Source organism: Pseudomonas tohonis, assembly GCF_012767755.2.
In the GTDB taxonomy this organism is placed as follows: Bacteria; Pseudomonadota; Gammaproteobacteria; order Pseudomonadales; family Pseudomonadaceae; genus Metapseudomonas; species Metapseudomonas tohonis.
Map to the genome: position 1 here is coordinate 1,469,046 of NZ_AP023189.1, position 16,291 is coordinate 1,485,336.

General features: G+C 66.2%; 16 protein-coding genes and 1 pseudogene. 11 read left to right on the forward strand and 6 right to left on the reverse strand.

The window, feature by feature from the left end; translation table 11 throughout:
* Positions 1 to 27: 27 nt before the first annotated feature.
* Both HSX14_RS06835 and HSX14_RS06840 read right to left on the reverse strand, forming a co-directional pair.
* A complete protein-coding gene (locus HSX14_RS06835; RefSeq protein ID WP_173179724.1) occupies positions 28 to 939 on the reverse strand; it encodes a putative 2-dehydropantoate 2-reductase in 912 nt (303 codons plus the stop codon).
* Positions 936 to 1,904, reverse strand: a pseudogene (locus tag HSX14_RS06840) (GGDEF domain-containing response regulator); the annotation flags it as partial. The gene HSX14_RS06835 and the pseudogene HSX14_RS06840, both read right to left, overlap by 4 nt.
* 221 nt (positions 1,905 to 2,125) lie before the next feature.
* Here HSX14_RS06840 and HSX14_RS06845 point away from each other — a divergent pair.
* Positions 2,126 to 2,605 carry a YajQ family cyclic di-GMP-binding protein gene (locus HSX14_RS06845; protein ID WP_173179720.1) on the forward strand — a complete coding sequence of 160 codons (480 nt, stop codon included), beginning with the start codon at positions 2,126 to 2,128 and terminating at the stop codon, positions 2,603 to 2,605.
* A gap of 111 nt (positions 2,606 to 2,716) precedes the next feature.
* On the forward strand, positions 2,717 to 3,553 hold the full coding sequence (locus HSX14_RS06850; RefSeq protein ID WP_228723548.1) for a mechanosensitive ion channel family protein: 837 nt from the start codon (positions 2,717 to 2,719) through the stop codon (positions 3,551 to 3,553).
* Positions 3,554 to 3,607: 54 nt separating this feature from the next.
* Here HSX14_RS06850 and HSX14_RS06855 read toward each other — a convergent pair whose 3' ends face one another.
* Positions 3,608 to 5,377, reverse strand: coding sequence for an AmpG family muropeptide MFS transporter (locus HSX14_RS06855; protein ID WP_173179716.1), 1,770 nt, complete (start codon positions 5,375 to 5,377; stop codon positions 3,608 to 3,610).
* Positions 5,378 to 5,452: 75 nt separating this feature from the next.
* Positions 5,453 to 5,833: an MGMT family protein gene (locus tag HSX14_RS06860; protein WP_173179714.1), complete on the reverse strand. Its 381-nt coding sequence runs from the start codon at positions 5,831 to 5,833 to the stop codon at positions 5,453 to 5,455.
* Positions 5,834 to 6,027: 194 nt separating this feature from the next.
* Here HSX14_RS06860 and HSX14_RS06865 point away from each other — a divergent pair, with 194 nt between their 5' ends.
* Positions 6,028 to 7,032: a DUF481 domain-containing protein gene (locus HSX14_RS06865; RefSeq protein ID WP_173179712.1), complete on the forward strand. Its 1,005-nt coding sequence runs from the start codon at positions 6,028 to 6,030 to the stop codon at positions 7,030 to 7,032.
* A 103-nt stretch (positions 7,033 to 7,135) separates the two neighbouring features.
* Here the strand turns inward: HSX14_RS06865 and HSX14_RS06870 are convergent, their stop codons facing one another.
* Positions 7,136 to 7,894: an SDR family oxidoreductase gene (locus HSX14_RS06870; protein WP_111263043.1), complete on the reverse strand. Its 759-nt coding sequence runs from the start codon at positions 7,892 to 7,894 to the stop codon at positions 7,136 to 7,138.
* A gap of 109 nt (positions 7,895 to 8,003) precedes the next feature.
* Between HSX14_RS06870 and HSX14_RS06875 the strand changes: the two genes are divergently transcribed.
* The 4 genes from HSX14_RS06875 (at position 8,004) to groL (ending at position 11,449) form a co-directional block, all read left to right on the forward strand.
* Positions 8,004 to 8,732, forward strand: coding sequence for a HugZ family pyridoxamine 5'-phosphate oxidase (locus HSX14_RS06875; protein ID WP_173179710.1), 729 nt, complete (start codon positions 8,004 to 8,006; stop codon positions 8,730 to 8,732).
* Positions 8,733 to 8,797: 65 nt separating this feature from the next.
* Entirely contained in the window at positions 8,798 to 9,250 is a 453-nt protein-coding gene (locus HSX14_RS06880; RefSeq protein WP_173179708.1) for an FxsA family protein, read from the forward strand.
* Between the two features lie 224 nt (positions 9,251 to 9,474).
* Positions 9,475 to 9,768 carry a co-chaperone GroES gene (locus tag HSX14_RS06885; RefSeq protein WP_111263046.1) on the forward strand — a complete coding sequence of 98 codons (294 nt, stop codon included), beginning with the start codon at positions 9,475 to 9,477 and terminating at the stop codon, positions 9,766 to 9,768.
* A gap of 40 nt (positions 9,769 to 9,808) precedes the next feature.
* Positions 9,809 to 11,449, forward strand: a complete 1,641-nt coding sequence (gene groL / locus HSX14_RS06890; protein ID WP_173179706.1) for a chaperonin GroEL — start codon at positions 9,809 to 9,811, stop codon at positions 11,447 to 11,449.
* 104 nt (positions 11,450 to 11,553) lie between these two features.
* Here the strand turns inward: groL and HSX14_RS06895 are convergent, their stop codons facing one another.
* Positions 11,554 to 12,282, reverse strand: a complete 729-nt coding sequence (locus tag HSX14_RS06895; RefSeq protein WP_173179704.1) for a phosphatase PAP2 family protein — start codon at positions 12,280 to 12,282, stop codon at positions 11,554 to 11,556.
* Positions 12,283 to 12,435: 153 nt separating this feature from the next.
* Here HSX14_RS06895 and HSX14_RS06900 point away from each other — a divergent pair, with 153 nt between their 5' ends.
* The 4 genes from HSX14_RS06900 (at position 12,436) to HSX14_RS06915 (ending at position 16,255) form a co-directional block, all read left to right on the forward strand.
* A complete protein-coding gene (locus HSX14_RS06900; protein ID WP_111263049.1) occupies positions 12,436 to 13,119 on the forward strand; it encodes a response regulator transcription factor in 684 nt (227 codons plus the stop codon).
* Positions 13,109 to 14,386 (forward strand): sensor histidine kinase, encoded by a 1,278-nt coding sequence (locus tag HSX14_RS06905; protein WP_173179702.1) that lies wholly within the window; start codon positions 13,109 to 13,111, stop codon positions 14,384 to 14,386. The genes HSX14_RS06900 and HSX14_RS06905 overlap by 11 nt, the downstream gene beginning before the upstream one ends.
* A gap of 560 nt (positions 14,387 to 14,946) precedes the next feature.
* Complete coding sequence (locus tag HSX14_RS06910) at positions 14,947 to 15,171, forward strand: hypothetical protein (RefSeq protein WP_111263051.1); 225 nt, start codon at positions 14,947 to 14,949, stop codon at positions 15,169 to 15,171.
* 379 nt (positions 15,172 to 15,550) lie between these two features.
* A complete protein-coding gene (locus HSX14_RS06915; RefSeq protein ID WP_173179732.1) occupies positions 15,551 to 16,255 on the forward strand; it encodes a lipopolysaccharide kinase InaA family protein in 705 nt (234 codons plus the stop codon).
* Positions 16,256 to 16,291 lie beyond the last annotated feature (36 nt).

The window sequence follows — 16,291 nt, forward strand, 5'->3', positions numbered from 1 at the left end:
TTGGGCTGCCGGCAGGGTAGCGCGGGGTCAGTCCAGCGGCAATCCGCGCTCGGCCAGGTGGGCGCGCAACTGCCTGAGCAGGGCCTGCAGGTGCGGCAGGACCAGGCGGTGGCGCTCGGCGGCGGCGCAGGCGTAGCCCAGCAGGTAGCTGATCTCGGTGCGGCGTCCGGCGGCGACGTCCTGGTACATGGAGGAGTAGTTGGCGGCGGTGGCCTGGATGACCCGGCCGACTTCGTCGTGCAGGTCCTGCGCGGCGTCCGGCTGGCCGCACAGGCGCAGCAGTCCGGCGAGTTCGGCGCACAGCTCCTGGACCTGCGCCGGGTGCTCGGCCAGGCCGCCGTTGCGGCAGCCGTGGAGCACCGTCAGCGGGTTGATCGCGCAGTTGAGGGCGAGCTTGCGCCACAGCCGCGAGAGGATGTCCGGCGTCCAGCCGTGGGGGATGCCGGCGCGCTCCAGCTCGTTCAGCCAGGCCGGCGGCGCGATGGCGTGCGGGTCGCCCAGCCAGGTGAAGCCGTGGCCGGCGAAGACCACGCGGAAGTCGCCGTCGCGGAACGCGCCTTCGGTACTGGAGGCGAGGATGCAGCGGGCAAGGGGCACGCGCGCGGCGACGGCGTCCTGGCTGCCCAGGCCGTTCTGCAGCAGGACCAGTTCGGCGCCAGGCGCGAGGCGAGGGGCCAGTGCGGCGACGGCGGCCTCGGCGTCGTAGGCCTTGCAGGCCAGCAGCAGGCGCTGGATGGGGGACTCGTCGGTGGCGAGTTCGGCGGGCAGGTCCAGGCGCTGGGCCCGGCTCTGCTCCACCAGGGTCAGGCCGCCTGCGGCGCGGTAGGCGGCCAGGCGGTCGGCGTCACGCAGTACCAGGCGCACCGGCAGCCCGGCGCGTGCCAGGCGGATCGCCCAGAGGCTGCCGAGGCTGCCGATGCCGAGGACATGCCAGGTCACGGCAGGGGCAGGCGGATGGCGCTGACCCGGCCGCTGGCGTAGGACTCGGGCAGCAGCCGGGAGGCCTGTTCGATGATGTTCTCCACGTCCACCGGCAGTGCCTTGCCGTCCATGCCGACGAGGCTGATGCCCGCCTTGAGGGTGATGAAGCCCTCGCTGGTCTTGAAGGCCTTGAGGTTGAGGCCTTCGTGCAGGCGCTTGAAGCTGCTGGGCGAGCACTCGTGGAGGTCTTCGAGCAGGGTGATCAGGCCGAAGTGGTTGTCATCCAGGCGGGTCAGCACGTCCAGCGGGCGCACCAGCTGCTGCAGGCGCCGGGCGACGCCGTGGAGCAGCTCGTTGTAGAAGTCGTTGCCGTACTGCACGCGCAGGGCGGAGGCGTCGTGCAGGCCGATCAGCAGGTAGCACAGCGCGCCGCCACGGGATTCGACCTGGCGCAGGCTGTCGGACAGCTTCTGGCGCAGGTAGCGCGGATTGCCGAGGCCGGTGAGCGGGTCCACCAGGTTGCGCTGTTCCAGGCTGGCGATGTTCTGCGTCATCAGCCGGTTCTCTTGGAGCAGGCGCTGCAGGGTGTTGCACAGGCGGTCCGCTGCGTAGACGCGGGGCACCAGTTGTTCGTTCATCGCCGCCTTGCTGATGAAGTCGTCGACGCCGCGGTCGAAGGCCTCGCCCAGGACGTTCTCGCCTTCCTTGCCGGTGAGCAGGATGACGTAGGTGTAGTGGTCGATCATCTCGTCCAGCTGGCGCACCCGTGCGGTCAGTTCGAGGCCGTCGATCTCGGGCATCAGCCAGTCCGCCAGCAGTACGTTGGCGGGGCGCTCCTCGAGCAGGCGCAGGGCTTCCGTCGCGCTGCTGGCGAAGCGGACATCCTGGTAGCCGGCCTGGGTGAGGGCGCGACCGATCATGGCACTGGAGAACTTGGCGTCGTCCACCACCAGGATGCTGAGATGAGGGTTGGGCATGGCAGGCTCACAGGGAAGTGGCAAGGGTTGGCGGTAGTGGCTTGTTGCTATTAGTGCCTATTTCAGCAGGTTTTGCGTCCGCCTGTCAGAGCTGAATGCTTAGCTGCCATGCAATCCTGCAAAAATCGGGCTCCGTTGCTCAGTTATAATGGGCCCGCTTTTTTTACCGTCAAGCCAGGCGCCTTCCTTACGTGATGTGGGTCGCGCCGTCTATCTGGAGGAATCCCATGCCATCGTTCGACGTGGTGTCCGAGCTGGACAAACACGAGCTCACCAACGCGGTGGACAACGCGATCAAGGAGCTCGCTCGCCGCTTCGACCTGCGCGGCAAGTGCAGTTTCGAGAGCAAGGACAAGGCCGTCACCCTGACCGCCGAAGCCGACTTCATGCTGGAGCAGATGCTCGACATCCTGCGCAGCAACCTGATCAAGCGCAAGATCGATATCCACTGCATGGAGATCGAGGATCACTATGCGTCCGGCAAGGTGGTCAAGCAGGAAGTGAAGTTCCGCGAGGGCATCGAGAAGGAGCTGGCGAAGAAGATCGTCGCGCTGATCAAGGAGCGCAAGCTCAAGGTCCAGGCCGCGATCCAGGGCGAGCAGGTGCGTGTCACCGGCAAGAAGCGCGACGACCTGCAGGAAGCCATCGCCATGCTGCGCGGCGAGCCCCTGGACTTCCCGCTGCAGTACACCAACTTCCGCGATTGACGCTGCTTTTTTGAACCTTCACCGCTGGCCCGCGTCGCAACGTGCAGGGTCAGCGACCTGCGCCGTGGCCTGTCCACGGCGTTTTTGTTCTCGTGAAGGCAAGAAAGGAGAGTGCGTGTGGATATAACCGTCGACGAACTGGTCAGGCGATCCGAAGGCTGGCTGCCGATCATCCTCGAGTACAGCGGCAAGCTCACGCTGGCCCTGATCACCCTGCTGATCGGCTGGTGGCTGATCAACCGGATCACCAACCGGGTCAGCAACCTTTTGGCCATGCGCCGGGTCGACAAGACCCTGCACGGCTTCATCGGCAGCCTGGCCAACATGGTCCTCAAGGTGCTGCTGCTGGTCAGCGTGGCCTCCATGGTCGGCATCGAGACCACGTCCTTCATCGCCGCCATCGGTGCGGCCGGCCTGGCCATCGGCCTGGCCTTGCAGGGCAGCCTGGCGAACTTCGCCGGCGGCGTGCTGATCCTGCTGTTCCGCCCCTTCAAGGCCGGCGATTTCATCGAGGCCCAGGGCGTGATGGGGACGGTGGACCAGATCCAGATCTTCCACACCGTGCTGCGTACCGGTGACAACAAGACCGTGATCGTGCCCAACGGCTCGCTGTCCAACGGCATCATCACCAACTACTCGAACCAGGCCACCCGCCAGGTGCTGTACGACGTCAAGGTCGACTACGCCAGCGACCTGGCCAAGGCCCGCGAGGTGCTGCTCAAGCTCGCCGAGGACCCGCGTGTGCACAAGGACCCGGCTCCGGTGGTGGTGGTCTCCGCATTGGGGGACACCTCGATCAACCTGTCGCTGCGCATGTGGACCTCCAACGCCGACTACTGGGGCGTGATCTTCATGCTCAACGAGTCGGTGCGCGACAAGTTGCACGAGGCGGGCGTCCAGCTCGCCCAGCCGCCGCGCATGGTGCAGGTGGTCCCCAGCGCAGGGTGAGGCGATTACGAGAAGGCCGGCGAATGCCGGCCTTTTTCATGTCCGTGGAGAGCGCTACGGCTGTTCCGACTGCGCGCGAGCAGCGGGGGGCTGGGGCGCGGGGGGCGTGTCCGCTTCCGTGGTCGGCGGGGTGCTGCTGTCGGGCTGCCGGCGCTCCTGGCCCCACTGCACGGCGATGAGGATCAGCGTCGGCACGCCGAGCAGCGCGGTGAGCTGGAAGAACTGGTGGTAGCCGAGGGATTCGACCATCACGCCCGAGTAGCCGCCGATCAGCCTCGGCAGCAGCAGCATGATGGAGCTGAGCAGCGCGTACTGGGTGGCGGAGAACTTCAGGTTGGTGAGGCTCGACAGGTAGGCGACGAAGGCCGAGGTGGCGAGCCCCGCGCTGAAGTTGTCGCAGGAGATGGTGAGGATCAGCATGTCCAGGTGCGGGCCCATGTCGCTGAGCACCACGAACATCAGGTTGGTCGCCGCCGACGCCGCGCCGCCGATGAAGAGGATCGGCAGGATGCCGAAGCGCACGATCAACAGGCCGCCGGCGCCGGCGCCGAGCAGGGTCATGATCAGGCCGAAGAGCTTGCTGACGCTGGCGATCTGTTCCTTGCTGAAGCCCTGGTCGATGTAGAAGACGTTGGCCATCACGCCCATCACCGTGTCCGACATGCGGTAGGTGGCGATCAGCCCCAGCAGCAGCAGCGCCTGCCAGCGGTAGCGCTGGACGAACTCGCTGATGGGCGTGACCACCGGCGCCATCAGCAGGCGGCCTGGGGCGGAGAAGCAGGCGAGGGCGATCAGCACGAACAGCGTGCCGCGCGGCCAGGCGCCCGATGCATAGGCCTTGATGGCCGCCGCGGTGGTCACCAGGATGACGATCAGCACGATCATCGACACCGCCTGGTGGACGAAGTCGAAGTTGGGGATCACCTTGCCCCGCGCGGCCACCAGCAACTGGCGGCGCTGCTGGCTGAGCAGCTCGCGCACCGGGGCGATCTGGCGCCGGCCCCAGGGCGACAGGCAGGCCACCAGGAAGAGGAAGTAGAGCAGGGCGCGCGGCCAGGCGCGGTCGAGCATGCCGGTGATCATCGCCGGCAGGGAGATGAGCATCACCAGCAGGATCAGCACCGAGGCCAGCTGATCCTTGAGCTTGAAGCGCGAGGTGCTGGTCTGGACCTGGGCGTCGATGCGTGGCTCGCGCATCCACAGGCTGGTGACCAGGCCGGGCAGCATGAGGAGGGCGAACAGCAGGTAGGTGCCGGCCCAGGCCCCGTACTCGTAGCTCAACGAGGTGGAGCCGAACCATTCGGCGAAGTACAGCGCGCCAGCGGTGGCCAGCAGCGCCGAGACCCGGTAGCCGAGCATGTAGCTGGCGGCCAGGGCGGCCTGGCGGCTGTCCTCGGCGATCTCCAGGCGGTAGGCGTCGACGGCGATGTCCTGGGTGGCGGAGGCGAAGGCCACCACCACGGCGATCGCGATCAGCCAGGTCAGGTGCTGTTGCGGGTCGCACAGGGCCATGCCCACCAGGCCCAGCGCCACCAGGACCTGGGACAGCACCAGCCAGGAACGACGGCGACCGAGGCGACCGAGCAGCGGCAGGCGGAACTGGTCCAGCAGCGGCGACCAGATCCACTTGAAGGCATAGGCGAGGCCGATGAGGCTGGCGAAGCCGATGGTCTCGCGGGAGACGCCGGCCTCGCGCAGCCAGACGGAGAGGGTGGAGAACACCAGCATGTACGGCAGGCCGGCGGCGAAGCCCAGCAGGAGCAGCGCGAGGGTGGCCGGGCTGGCGTAGGCGGCCAGGGCGGCGCGCCAGGTACGGTGGGGCATCAGGCGTGTAGTCCAGAAATCACGGGGCGGTCCATGACGAGGTGCACGCGACGGAACCGCGACAAAGCGCGCACTCTAACCCTTGGGTGGCATGGGAAGCCAGCCATGCCGACGCATATCCACCCGTTCGTTATGGATGAAGACCCCCTCGGCCCGCAAACGTGCCCGCTGCTCGTCCCCGGAGGGGCTTCCGGCCGGCAGGCTGAGGCGTCCACCGGCGGCGATCACCCGGTGCCAGGGCAGGCGCGTGCCGTGGGGCAACTGGCTCAGGGTGCGCCCGACCCAGCGCGCCGCGCGACCCAGGCCGGCCATTTCGCCGAGCTGGCCGTAGCTCACCACCTTGCCTGGCGGCACCTGGGCCAGGGTCAGGTACAGCGCTTCGCGGCGCATTTCGGGGCTGGCCGTCGGCAGGTCGTGCGGGGTGTTCACGTCGGGACTTGGCTTGCGAGACGCCATGGCGGCGGGTGTCCGGTGCGGGGTGGTGGCCAGGATAGGACGGCGACACAGGGGGCGACAACCGCTCTGCGACAGGTCCTGCCGAAGCCTCTTTTTGTGGAACTTGAGGCTTGTCCGTCGGTCAGTCCTTGCTCAGTCGCCGGGCTTGCGGATAATGCCCGGTTTTTCGCGAACTTGAGCCCGTGTATCCGCCTATGTTGTCCAGAACCCTGTTGTGCCTAGCCATTGCGGCTGCCTCGACCCCCTCCCTCGCCGACACCGTGTGGATGAAGAACGGCGATCGCCTGTCCGGCAAGATCAGGGTCTTCGACGGCGGCAAATTGATGCTCGAAACCGACTACGGCGGCTCCATCCCGCTGGATTGGAAGAAGATCGCCACCCTGGAAAGCGAGCAGGAGCTGATGATCAAGCAGGACGATGTCACCGGCGAGCGCGCCAAGACCCTGCGCCCGGCCGAGCCCGGCAAGGTGATCCTGGCCAACGGCGAGGCGCCCAGGACCGTCGAGCTGGCCAGCATCGAGCAGATCATGAAGCCCAAGCCCTTCGTCGAGGACCTGACCTGGTCCGGCAACGTCGACCTGGCCCTGGACTACAAGCGCGCCGAGAAGGACACCGACGACTACGACGTCGACTTCAAGACCAAGGCCCGCCACGGCCGCTGGCGCCACAACGCCACGGGCGAGTACAACCGCGAGTTCCAGGACGACGTGAAGACCACCGAGAACTGGGAGCTCGAGTACGCCCTGGACCGGTTCATCACCGACAAGTTCTTCTGGCAGGGCCGCGCCGAATACAAGCGCGACAAGATCGAGGACCTGGAGCGCCAGCGCACCCTCGGTACCGGTCCCGGCTACCAGTTCTGGGACGACGAGCTGGGCGCATTCTCCCTGGCGTCCCTGGTCAACCGCACCGACTACGAGTACGCCAATGGCGAGAAGGACAACTTCTACGCGCTCAGCGTGAAGTGGGACTACAACCGCTACCTGGTGGGCAAGACGGTCGAGCTCTTCACCGTCGGCGAAGTCGGCCGCCCGCTGGGCAATGCCGCCGACTACTCCCTGGATGCCGAAGTGGGCCTGCGCTACAAGGTCACCGACTGGGCCTCGCTCAACCTGAAGGCCGAGAAGGACATGGTCAGCGGCTCCGAAGGCGAGATCGACGAGACCCGCTACACCGTTGGTTTCGGCGTGGGTTGGTAAGCATCCAGCCGGCTCTCCCGGGCTGAAGCCTGGGCTACGGGCCTGCAACCGCCGGACAAGAAAAAGCCCCGCTGATGCGGGGCTTTTTCATTGCGGCTCGGCCTTACAGGCGCAGGCCGCCATCGAGTTCCAGGACGCGACCGGTGTAGTAGTCGTTCTCCAGGATGTAGGCCACCGAGTGGGCGATCTCCAGGGGCTTGCCCAGGCGCTTGAGCGGAATGCCGGAGGTCATCTTCTCCAGGGCCTCGGGCTTCATGCTGGCGACCATGTCGGTCTCGATGAAACCGGGCGCCACGCCCGCCACGCGGATGCCGTAGCGTGCCAGTTCCTTCGCCCAGACCACGGTGTCGGCGGCGACGCCGGCCTTGGCGGCGGAGTAGTTGGCCTGGCCCATGTTGCCGGCGCGGGAGATGGAGGAGATGTTGATGATCGCCCCTTCGTTCTTCAGCTCGATCATCTTCGCCGCCACTTCGCGGGTGCACAGGAACACGCCGGTCAGGTTCACGTCGATCACCGCCTGCCACTGGGCCAGGCTCATCTTGGTCATCTCGCCGTCCTTGACCTTGATGGTCAGGCCGTCACGCAGGATGCCGGCGTTGTTCACCAGGCCGTTGATGGCGCCGAAGTCCTCGGCCACCTGGGCGACCATGTGGGTCACCTGCTCTTCGTTGGCCACGTTGCACAGGTAGGCACGGGCATCGCCGCCGGCGGCCTTGCAGGCGGCCACGGCGTCGTCCAGTTTTTCCTGGTTCAGGTCGACCAGTGCCAGCTTGGCGCCCTTGCCGGCGAGGTACTCGCCCATAGCGCGGCCGAGGCCCTGGCAGCCGCCGGTGATGATGATGACCTTGTCTTTGAGCTGCATGCTTTTCCCCTCGAAGTCGAATTGAGTGGCGCTATCCCCGCTGGCGGCCTGGAACCGTTATTCTGGCCGCCCGTCCGTTTTCGACGGATTCTCTGCAAGGAGTCAGAAGGTGAGCGTGAAAGCCGCAAAGAATGCCCGAGAATTGCTGCTCAAGGAATACCGCGGCGTCCTCTCGACCCAGTCCAAGGCCATGCCGGGCTTCCCTTTCGGATCGGTGGCGCCTTATTGCCTGGACGCAGCCGGCCGACCGCTGATCCTCATCAGCCGCATCGCCCAGCACACCCACAACCTGCAGAAGGATCCCAAGTGCTCGCTGCTGGTGGGCGAGCGGGGCGCTGATGACATCCAGGCCGTCGGCCGCCTGACCCTGCTCGCCGAGGCACGGCAGCTCACCGACGAGGCCGAGGTCGCTGCCGCCAGCGAGCGCTACTACCGCTATTTCCCGCAGTCGCGCGACTACCACCAGACCCACGACTTCGACTTCTGGGTGCTGGAGCCCGTGCGTGCCCGCTTCATCGGCGGCTTCGGCGCCATCCACTGGATCGACCAGGTGGTGCAGGCCAACCCCTTCGCCGGCGAGGCCGAGCGCAGCATGATCGAGCACATGAACGCCGACCATCAGGCGGCCATCGCCCACTACCTGGCATTGCGCGGGCTGCCCGGGGAGGCGGCGGAGATGGTCGGCATCGACGGGGAGGGCTTCCACCTGCGCACCGGGCAGGTGGTGCACTGGCTGCCCTTCCCAACATCCTGTAACAACCCGGGCGCGGTCCGTCAGGCCCTGGTGGCGCTGGCGCGCGCCGAAGCCTGGCCGTCCGTCGCCGAACCCGACGCTTGAATTCGAGGGAGGGCGGCTTCATCTAAATTGCCATCGGAAGCCGTTCTTCCGTCAAGGATCCCTCGATGCGTGTCTTTCTGTTCCTCTTCCTGCTTTTCCCGATCATCGAACTGGCCGTGCTGATCCAGGTCGGCAGCGTGATCGGCGTCCTGCCGACCCTGCTGCTGGTCATCGGCACCGGTGTGCTCGGCAGCGTCCTGCTGCGGGTCGCCGGGGTCGCCACGGCCTGGCGCGCGCGGGAGAAACTCGCCCGTGGCGAGATGCCCGAGCAGGAAATGCTCGAAGGCCTGCTGATCGCCGTCGGCGGTGGCCTGCTGCTGCTGCCCGGCTTCATCAGCGACATCTTCGGCGTGCTGTGCCTGATTCCCTTCACCCGTCGCCTGCTGATCGGTCGCCTGCTCAAGCGCGCCCAGGAGCAGGCCCTGCGCCAGCGTGCCTTCGCCGACGACCTCGCCGCCCGCAGCGGGCAGACCCGCCCGAACGTGATCGAGGGCGAGTACGAGCGCCGCGACAACTGAGCCCCCGGTCGGCGGCGCTGAACTTCCTGCAAAATTTTCAGCCGCTGCCCTTGAAATGCCTCCGAACGCCCCTATGTATCGGTCACCGCAAGGTTCCTTGCCCTCGCCGGCAAGGTCAGACTTCAGCGGAGTGCCCTGCACCCCGCAGCCGGCCACGCCGGATTTCGCTAACCCGCCGGTCGTTCGTACCGGCGCCGGAAAACACTGATTGGGAGAGTTAGACAATGAAGCTTCGTCCCCTGAATGACCGCGTCGTAATCCGTCGCAGCGAAGAAGAAACCAAGACCGCTGGCGGCATCGTGCTGCCGGGCTCGGCTGCCGAGAAGCCGAACCGCGGTGAAGTGGTCGCCGTCGGTACCGGTCGCGTTCTGGACAACGGCGAAGTCCGTGCCCTGGCAGTGAAAGTGGGTGACCAGGTGGTATTCGGCCCCTACTCCGGCAGCAACGCCATCAAGGTCGATGGTGAAGAGCTGCTGGTGATGAGCGAGAACGAAATCCTCGCTGTCATCGAAGCCTGAACCACCCCCCTTTCCCCCATAGAATTCGAGGAAAAAGAACATGGCTGCTAAAGACGTAAAATTCGGCGATGCCGCTCGCAAGAAACTGCTCGTTGGCGTTAACACCCTGGCTGATGCCGTGAAAGCCACCCTCGGCCCGAAAGGCCGTAACGTGGTTCTGGAGCGCAGCTTCGGTGCCCCGCTGATCACCAAGGACGGCGTTTCCGTCGCCAAGGAAATCGAGCTGAAGGACCGCATCGAGAACATCGGCGCCCAGCTGGTGAAAGACGTTGCCTCCAAGGCCAACGACGCTGCCGGTGACGGCACCACCACCGCCACCGTCCTGGCCCAGGCCATCGTTACCGAAGGCCTGAAGTCGGTCGCTGCCGGCCTCAACCCGATGGACCTCAAGCGCGGCATCGACAAGGCCACCGCCGCCGTCGTCGCCGAGCTGAAGAACCTGTCCAAGCCGTGCACCGACACCAAGGCCATCGCCCAGGTCGGCACCATCTCCGCCAACTCCGACGACTCCATCGGCAACATCATTGCCGAAGCCATGGAGAAGGTCGGTAAAGAAGGCGTGATCACCGTCGAGGAAGGCTCGGGCCTGGAAAACGAACTGTCCGTCGTAGAAGGCATGCAGTTCGACCGCGGCTACCTGTCCCCCTACTTCATCAACAAGCCGGACACCATGGTGGCCGAGCTCGACGGCCCGCTGCTGCTGCTGGTCGACAAGAAGATCTCCAACATCCGCGAACTGCTGCCGGTTCTGGAAGCCGTTGCCAAGTCCGGCCGTCCGCTGCTGATCGTGGCTGAAGACGTCGAAGGCGAAGCCCTGGCCACCCTGGTCGTCAACAACATGCGCGGCATCGTCAAAGTGGCTGCCGTCAAGGCCCCGGGCTTCGGCGACCGCCGCAAGGCCATGCTGCAGGACATCGCCATCCTCACCGGCGGTACCGTCATCTCCGAAGAAGTCGGCCTGAGCCTGGAAAGCGCCACCCTGGAGCACCTGGGCAACGCCAAGCGCGTGGTCCTGAGCAAGGAAAACACCACCATCATCGATGGCGCCGGCCAGCAGGTCGACATCGAGGCGCGTGTTGCCCAGATCCGCAAGCAGGTCGAGGAAACCTCTTCCGACTACGACAAGGAAAAACTGCAGGAGCGCCTGGCCAAGCTGGCTGGCGGTGTTGCCGTGATCAAGGTTGGCGCTGCCACCGAAGTCGAGATGAAAGAGAAGAAAGCCCGCGTTGAAGACGCCCTGCACGCTACCCGCGCTGCAGTGGAAGAAGGCGTGGTTCCTGGCGGTGGCGTAGCCCTGGTTCGCGCCCTGGCTGCCATCAAGGACCTGACCGGTGCCAACGAAGAGCAGACCGCTGGTATCAACATCCTGCGTCGCGCTGTCGAAGCTCCGCTGCGCCAGATCGTCACCAACGCCGGTGACGAGGCCTCCGTGGTTCTGGACAAGGTCAAGCAGGGTTCGGGCAACTACGGCTACGACGCTGCCACCGGCCAGTACGGCGACATGATCGAGTTCGGCATCATCGACCCGGCCAAGGTCACCCGTACCGCGCTGCAAGCCGCTGCTTCCATCGCCGGCCTGATGATCACCACCGAGGCGATCGTTGCCGAGCTGCCGGAAGACAAGGCTGCTCCGGCCATGCCGGACATGGGCGGCATGGGCGGCATGGGCGGCATGATGTAAGCCACCCAGTCCATCCGGTCTGAAAGAAGCCCCGCCTCGTGCGGGGCTTTTTCATGCCTGTGGAAAAGTCGCGGGCCGGGCTCGTCCGATGCGCCCGCTACCTGCTAGGGCGCCAGTTCCGTGGCGCCTTGGGGCGCCTCGTCGGCCTGGGGCGCATAGAGCATCAAGCGGTAGCAGCCGAGGCAGATCAGCCAGTCCAGCAGCGCCGTCCACAGGTTGTGGGAGAGAAAGTGCGCACCCTGCATCATCCTTCCCACCGAGAACAGCCCGCCCAGGGCCAGGGCTCCGACCAGGGCGAGGCGTGCGAGGCGGCGATTGCGGTCGCGCAGGAGGAAGTACAGTGCGAAGAAGGTGAAGCCGCTGCTGGCGTGGCCGCCCGGCCAGCAACGCCCGGGCTTGGCAGTGGGCGCGCGTTCGGCCAGCAGCGGGGTGTAGGTCTCCACGCCGCCATAGCGGGTCAGGTCCCAGGGGCAGTGCACGGCGGTCAGCGCCTTCAGGGGCGTCACGATCGCGGTGGACAGGCCCATCGCCAGGACCAGATAGCCGAGGCGCCTGCGCAGGCCGTACCAGGGGCGATACAGGCAACTGGCGACGAACCCGGCCAGGGCCAGCAGCGCCACCGCGATCACCGCCTGCTTGGCGCGGTCATGCATCACGTCCTCGAGGAAAAAGCTGTGGGCGCCGATGAAGCCTTCTCCAGGCCGGTAGAACAGGTCGGCCAGGGCGAAGTCGAGGCGCGTCGGCTCGATCACCAGCAGGGCGAGGATGATCGCCAGCGGCAGGCCGAGCGCCCAGCCATAGGCGATCGGGCGGGAGGAGAGGGTAGGGGGCATGGGGCGTCTCCGGATTGCATGCGGGGGGATTGTCAGGCGAGGGAATGGGCGTAATCTGCCGTGGCCGTCGTAGTGGCACCGTGAACCGCGGGTGAAAAAACTGTCAAAGACGCCCAGGCCCGGACGGGCATCGATGAGGCGGGGGAACTGCAGATGCGGATTTTGCTGGTGGAAGACAATCGCGACATCCTGGCCAACATGGCCGATTACCTGGAGCTCAAGGGCTACAGCGTCGACTGCGCCCAGGACGGCCTGTCCGGCCTGCACCTGGCGGCCACCGAACACTTCGACCTGATCGTGCTCGACATCATGCTTCCCGGCCTGGATGGCTACGCCCTCTGCCGACGCCTGCGCGAGGAGGCGCGACGCGACACGCCGGTGATCATGCTCACCGCGCGCGATGCACTCGACGATCGGCTGCAGGGGTTCAAGTCCGGGGCCGACGACTACCTGCTCAAACCCTTCGCGCTCTCCGAGCTGTCGGCGCGCATCGAGGCCGTGCTGCGGCGCTCCCAGGGTGGCGGCAAGCGCAGCCTGCAGGTGGGCGATTTGAGCTACGACCTCGACACCCTGGCGGTCAGCCGTGCCGGCAAGCCGCTCAAGCTCAACCCCATCGGCCTCAAGCTGCTGGCCGTGCTGATGCAGAAAAGCCCCCACCTGGTGCGCCGGGAAGCCCTCGAGGAGGCCCTGTGGGGCGACGACTGCCCGGACAGCGACAGCCTGCGCAGCCACATCCACCAGCTGCGCCAGGTGATCGACAAGCCCTTCGGCAGCCCCCTGCTGCACACCCTGCACGGCCTGGGCTATCGCCTGGCGGAGTCGGCCGATGGAGTTTAGGCAGAGCCTCGCGCGGCGCATCGTCATCGCCTTCACCCTGATGACGGCGCTGGTTGGGGGGACCTTCTCGCTGGGCATCATCGAAGTGGTGCACCTGATCGAGGAACAACTGATCTCCCGCGACCTGAACAACGAGCTGGAGCGCATCCTCTACGAGAACCTCGCCAAGGGCCGGGCGCCGAGCCTGGACAGCGATACCCGTTTCTACTTCGGCGAGGGCACCGGCCCCTACGCCCTGCCCGTCGAATACGCCAAGCTGGCGCCGGGCTTCCACGAACTCTTCGAAGGCCAGCTCTCGTTCCACGCCCTGGTGCGGGACATCGACGGCCACCGCTACGTACTGCTGCAGGACCAGAGCGATTTCGAGGACCGCGAGCAGGCGCTCTATGGCGTGGTGCTGGTGGGCTTCATCCTCAGCGTGCTGCTTTCGGCGCTGCTCGGCTGGCTGCTGGCGCGCAAGGTCATCGCACCGGTGGTACGCCTGGCCGGGCAGGTCCGCCATCGCGATCAGCTGCTCGGCCTGGCGCCACCGCTGGCGCCGGACTACACCTCCGACGAAGTGGGCCAGTTGGCCCAGGCGTTCGACGACACCCTCGGGCGGTTGCGCGATGCCCTGACCCGCGAGCGCCTGTTCACCAGCGACGTGAGCCATGAACTGCGCACGCCCCTGATGGTGATCGCCACCTCCTGTGAACTGCTGATGGAAAACGACCACCTCGACGAGCGCTCGCGCCAGCAGGTGCTTCGTATCGGTCGTGCCAGTGAGGAGATGCGCGACCTGGTGCAGACCTTCCTCATGCTCGCCCGTGCCCAGCGCAACGGGGGCGAGATGGTGCCGCAATCCCGGCTCGGCAGCCTGGCGGATGAGCTGGCCAGCCTCTGGCGCGACCCCATCGAGACCAAGGGGTTGCGCTTCGACTACCACCCCGGCGTCACCTCGGAGGTTCTCTACAACGCGGCCTTGCTGCGCTCGGTACTGGGCAACCTGTTGCGCAATGCCCTGCACTACACCGAGTCGGGCCACATCGAGCTGCGTCTGGACGAGCGCGGATTCAGCGTCGAGGACAGCGGGGACGGTATCCCGGAAGAGCAGCGCGAGGCGATGTTCCTGCCCTTCGTGCGGGGCATCGAGCAGCGCGGAGATGGCCTCGGGCTCGGCCTGTCGCTGGTCAAGCGCATCTGCGAAAGCCAGGGCTGGGTGGTTCGCCTGTTGCCATCCGGCTCCGGCGGCTGTCACTTCCGCGTCGACCTCGATGGCGCTGCCTGACAGATTTTTCACATCGGCTTGACGCCGGCATGACGGCTGCCGGCGGAAGCTGATCGTATCCAGGGACCCGAAGGCCTTTAGAGGGTACGGACCTTGCAGTGCTCGGCTCCCATTGCGCCGGGGTAACACTCGCCACGCCCAGGGGGAGGGCGAGCGGAGGGCCGCATGGGGCTTTCAGGGAACCTGGCGCTTTGCGCGCGGTCCCACCGGGGCCTCGCACGTGGGCAATCGGGTTACTCCGGGGGTGATTCCTGTTACCTGGGCGCTGCCGTCGGACTCGACCAGCGGGCGGTGACCAGGCCCGGACGATTAACTGACACGGATTTGCAATGAATCACCGCTAGCCTCGCCCGTCTGCCAACCGACGGTACCGAGGCCGACGGCGCCGCGTGATGCGGCAAACAGGCGGTTGAGAGTGCGCTGCTCCTTAGGGACAAGAGCCGCGAAGAGATGACCAGGCCAGAGCGACATGCCATTCGTCACTTCGAAAAAGCGGACTGTGAACTATTGATCTAGTGTGAAGACACAGCGTTTGGCAGCGCTATCAAGGGGTTGCGATCATGAAGTTAGAAATAACGCGAGCTTTGTTCCTCGTAGGAGCCCTGGGCGTCGCGTCCATCGCCGCGGCGGCTTGGCATGAGCCGTCACCTTCGGTCGTCAGCGTCAATGGCCTCGGCTATTGTCCCCTGCCCCCCAATGCCCGGCACAAGGCCGACGCGGTGCCCGACAGGCAGTTGCTGCTGCTGATGTTCGGGCTTTCCCAGGGCATGGGGCCGCAAGGCTGAGTAGCGTCCCGTAGCCATCCAGGCCCCGCGCATGCGGGGCTTTTCATTTGCGCCGCCGCCGTCATTGCGTGATCGCCACGCACCTTTTCTCGTCCCTCCAGCGCCGACTTCCTGCAACGGTATGGACCTTGCAAACCTACTGCTCACCCGCTGGCGATAGTAGGGTTGCTGCGGTTCATCGCCCGGAATAGAGGCATCGTTGCCCCATGGGGTGGCTTGGGTCCGGGCTTGCAGGGTTACCGAGTGCACATTCCTGTTACCGCAAGCGACATCAAAAAAGGGCGTAAGTTATTCGCCCCCCTGGGCGGTCTGGTTCTCGACGGAGACTGCGACCGACCAGGCGATAAACGGAGGGGATGGTCTGATGGAGACAGCTGTGATTGCGTTGGCGAGCGATGTGGACGACCCGTTCGAGCGCTTCTGGAACTGGCGTGGGGAATGGGTCGAAGCACCGAACCTGCGACGGGGCGGTGAAAGCGGGGTGGAGCGGGTGCGCCGGGACGACGGGGTCCTGCTGTATAGCAAGCGCCAGTGCGGCCACCTCTATCGCAGCGTGCTGCACCCCTTCGGACGGCCGACGGTGCTTCGCGAACGGGATGCCATCCGCGCCTTCGAACGCCTCGGCGTGAGGGTGCCGCAGCTGGTCTACTGCGGCGCGCGGCGCGGCGGCGAGGGCGCTTGGCAGGCGCTGCTGGTGACGGAGGCCCTGGAGGGCTTCATCGATTTCGAGCGCTGGTACGCCTCCCTGGAGGGGCGCGCCGACACCCGGGGCGAGCGCGAGCGGGTGCTTGGCCAGATGGCGGATGTGCTGGCGCGGTTGCACCGGGGCGGTTGGCAACACGGCTGCCTTTATCCCAAGCATGTGTTCATCCGCGTCGGGGAAGGGGAGGGCGCCGAATCGGTGGAAATCGCCCTGATCGACCTGGAGAAGAGCCGCCGTCGCTTCGCCCATGCCCGGGCGGCGCGCAACGATGTCGGCCAGATCAGGCGGCATTCGGCCATCCGCGACGAGGACTGGGCCTACCTGCTGGCGGTCTACGAGCGTGCCTTCGGCAGCCGCGTGGAGGCGCTGCACCGGCTTTGAGAACCCTGGAATGAAGAAGGCCTCGCAGATGCGGGG

What these genes read in the sequence shown, in the direction of transcription:
- HSX14_RS06845 (WP_173179720.1), top strand. Translation starts at nt 2,126, where the DNA reads ATGCCATCGTTCGACGTGGTGTCCGAGCTGGACAAACACGAGCTCACC.
- HSX14_RS06855 (WP_173179716.1), bottom strand. Translation starts at nt 5,377, where the DNA reads ATGCCCCACCGTACCTGGCGCGCCGCCCTGGCCGCCTACGCCAGCCCG.
- HSX14_RS06860 (WP_173179714.1), bottom strand. Translation starts at nt 5,833, where the DNA reads ATGGCGTCTCGCAAGCCAAGTCCCGACGTGAACACCCCGCACGACCTG.
- HSX14_RS06865 (WP_173179712.1), top strand. Translation starts at nt 6,028, where the DNA reads ATGTTGTCCAGAACCCTGTTGTGCCTAGCCATTGCGGCTGCCTCGACC.
- HSX14_RS06870 (WP_111263043.1), bottom strand. Translation starts at nt 7,894, where the DNA reads ATGCAGCTCAAAGACAAGGTCATCATCATCACCGGCGGCTGCCAGGGC.
- HSX14_RS06880 (WP_173179708.1), top strand. Translation starts at nt 8,798, where the DNA reads ATGCGTGTCTTTCTGTTCCTCTTCCTGCTTTTCCCGATCATCGAACTG.
- HSX14_RS06885 (WP_111263046.1), top strand. Translation starts at nt 9,475, where the DNA reads ATGAAGCTTCGTCCCCTGAATGACCGCGTCGTAATCCGTCGCAGCGAA.
- groL (WP_173179706.1), top strand. Translation starts at nt 9,809, where the DNA reads ATGGCTGCTAAAGACGTAAAATTCGGCGATGCCGCTCGCAAGAAACTG.
- HSX14_RS06895 (WP_173179704.1), bottom strand. Translation starts at nt 12,282, where the DNA reads ATGCCCCCTACCCTCTCCTCCCGCCCGATCGCCTATGGCTGGGCGCTC.
- HSX14_RS06900 (WP_111263049.1), top strand. Translation starts at nt 12,436, where the DNA reads ATGCGGATTTTGCTGGTGGAAGACAATCGCGACATCCTGGCCAACATG.
- HSX14_RS06905 (WP_173179702.1), top strand. Translation starts at nt 13,109, where the DNA reads ATGGAGTTTAGGCAGAGCCTCGCGCGGCGCATCGTCATCGCCTTCACC.
- HSX14_RS06910 (WP_111263051.1), top strand. Translation starts at nt 14,947, where the DNA reads ATGAAGTTAGAAATAACGCGAGCTTTGTTCCTCGTAGGAGCCCTGGGC.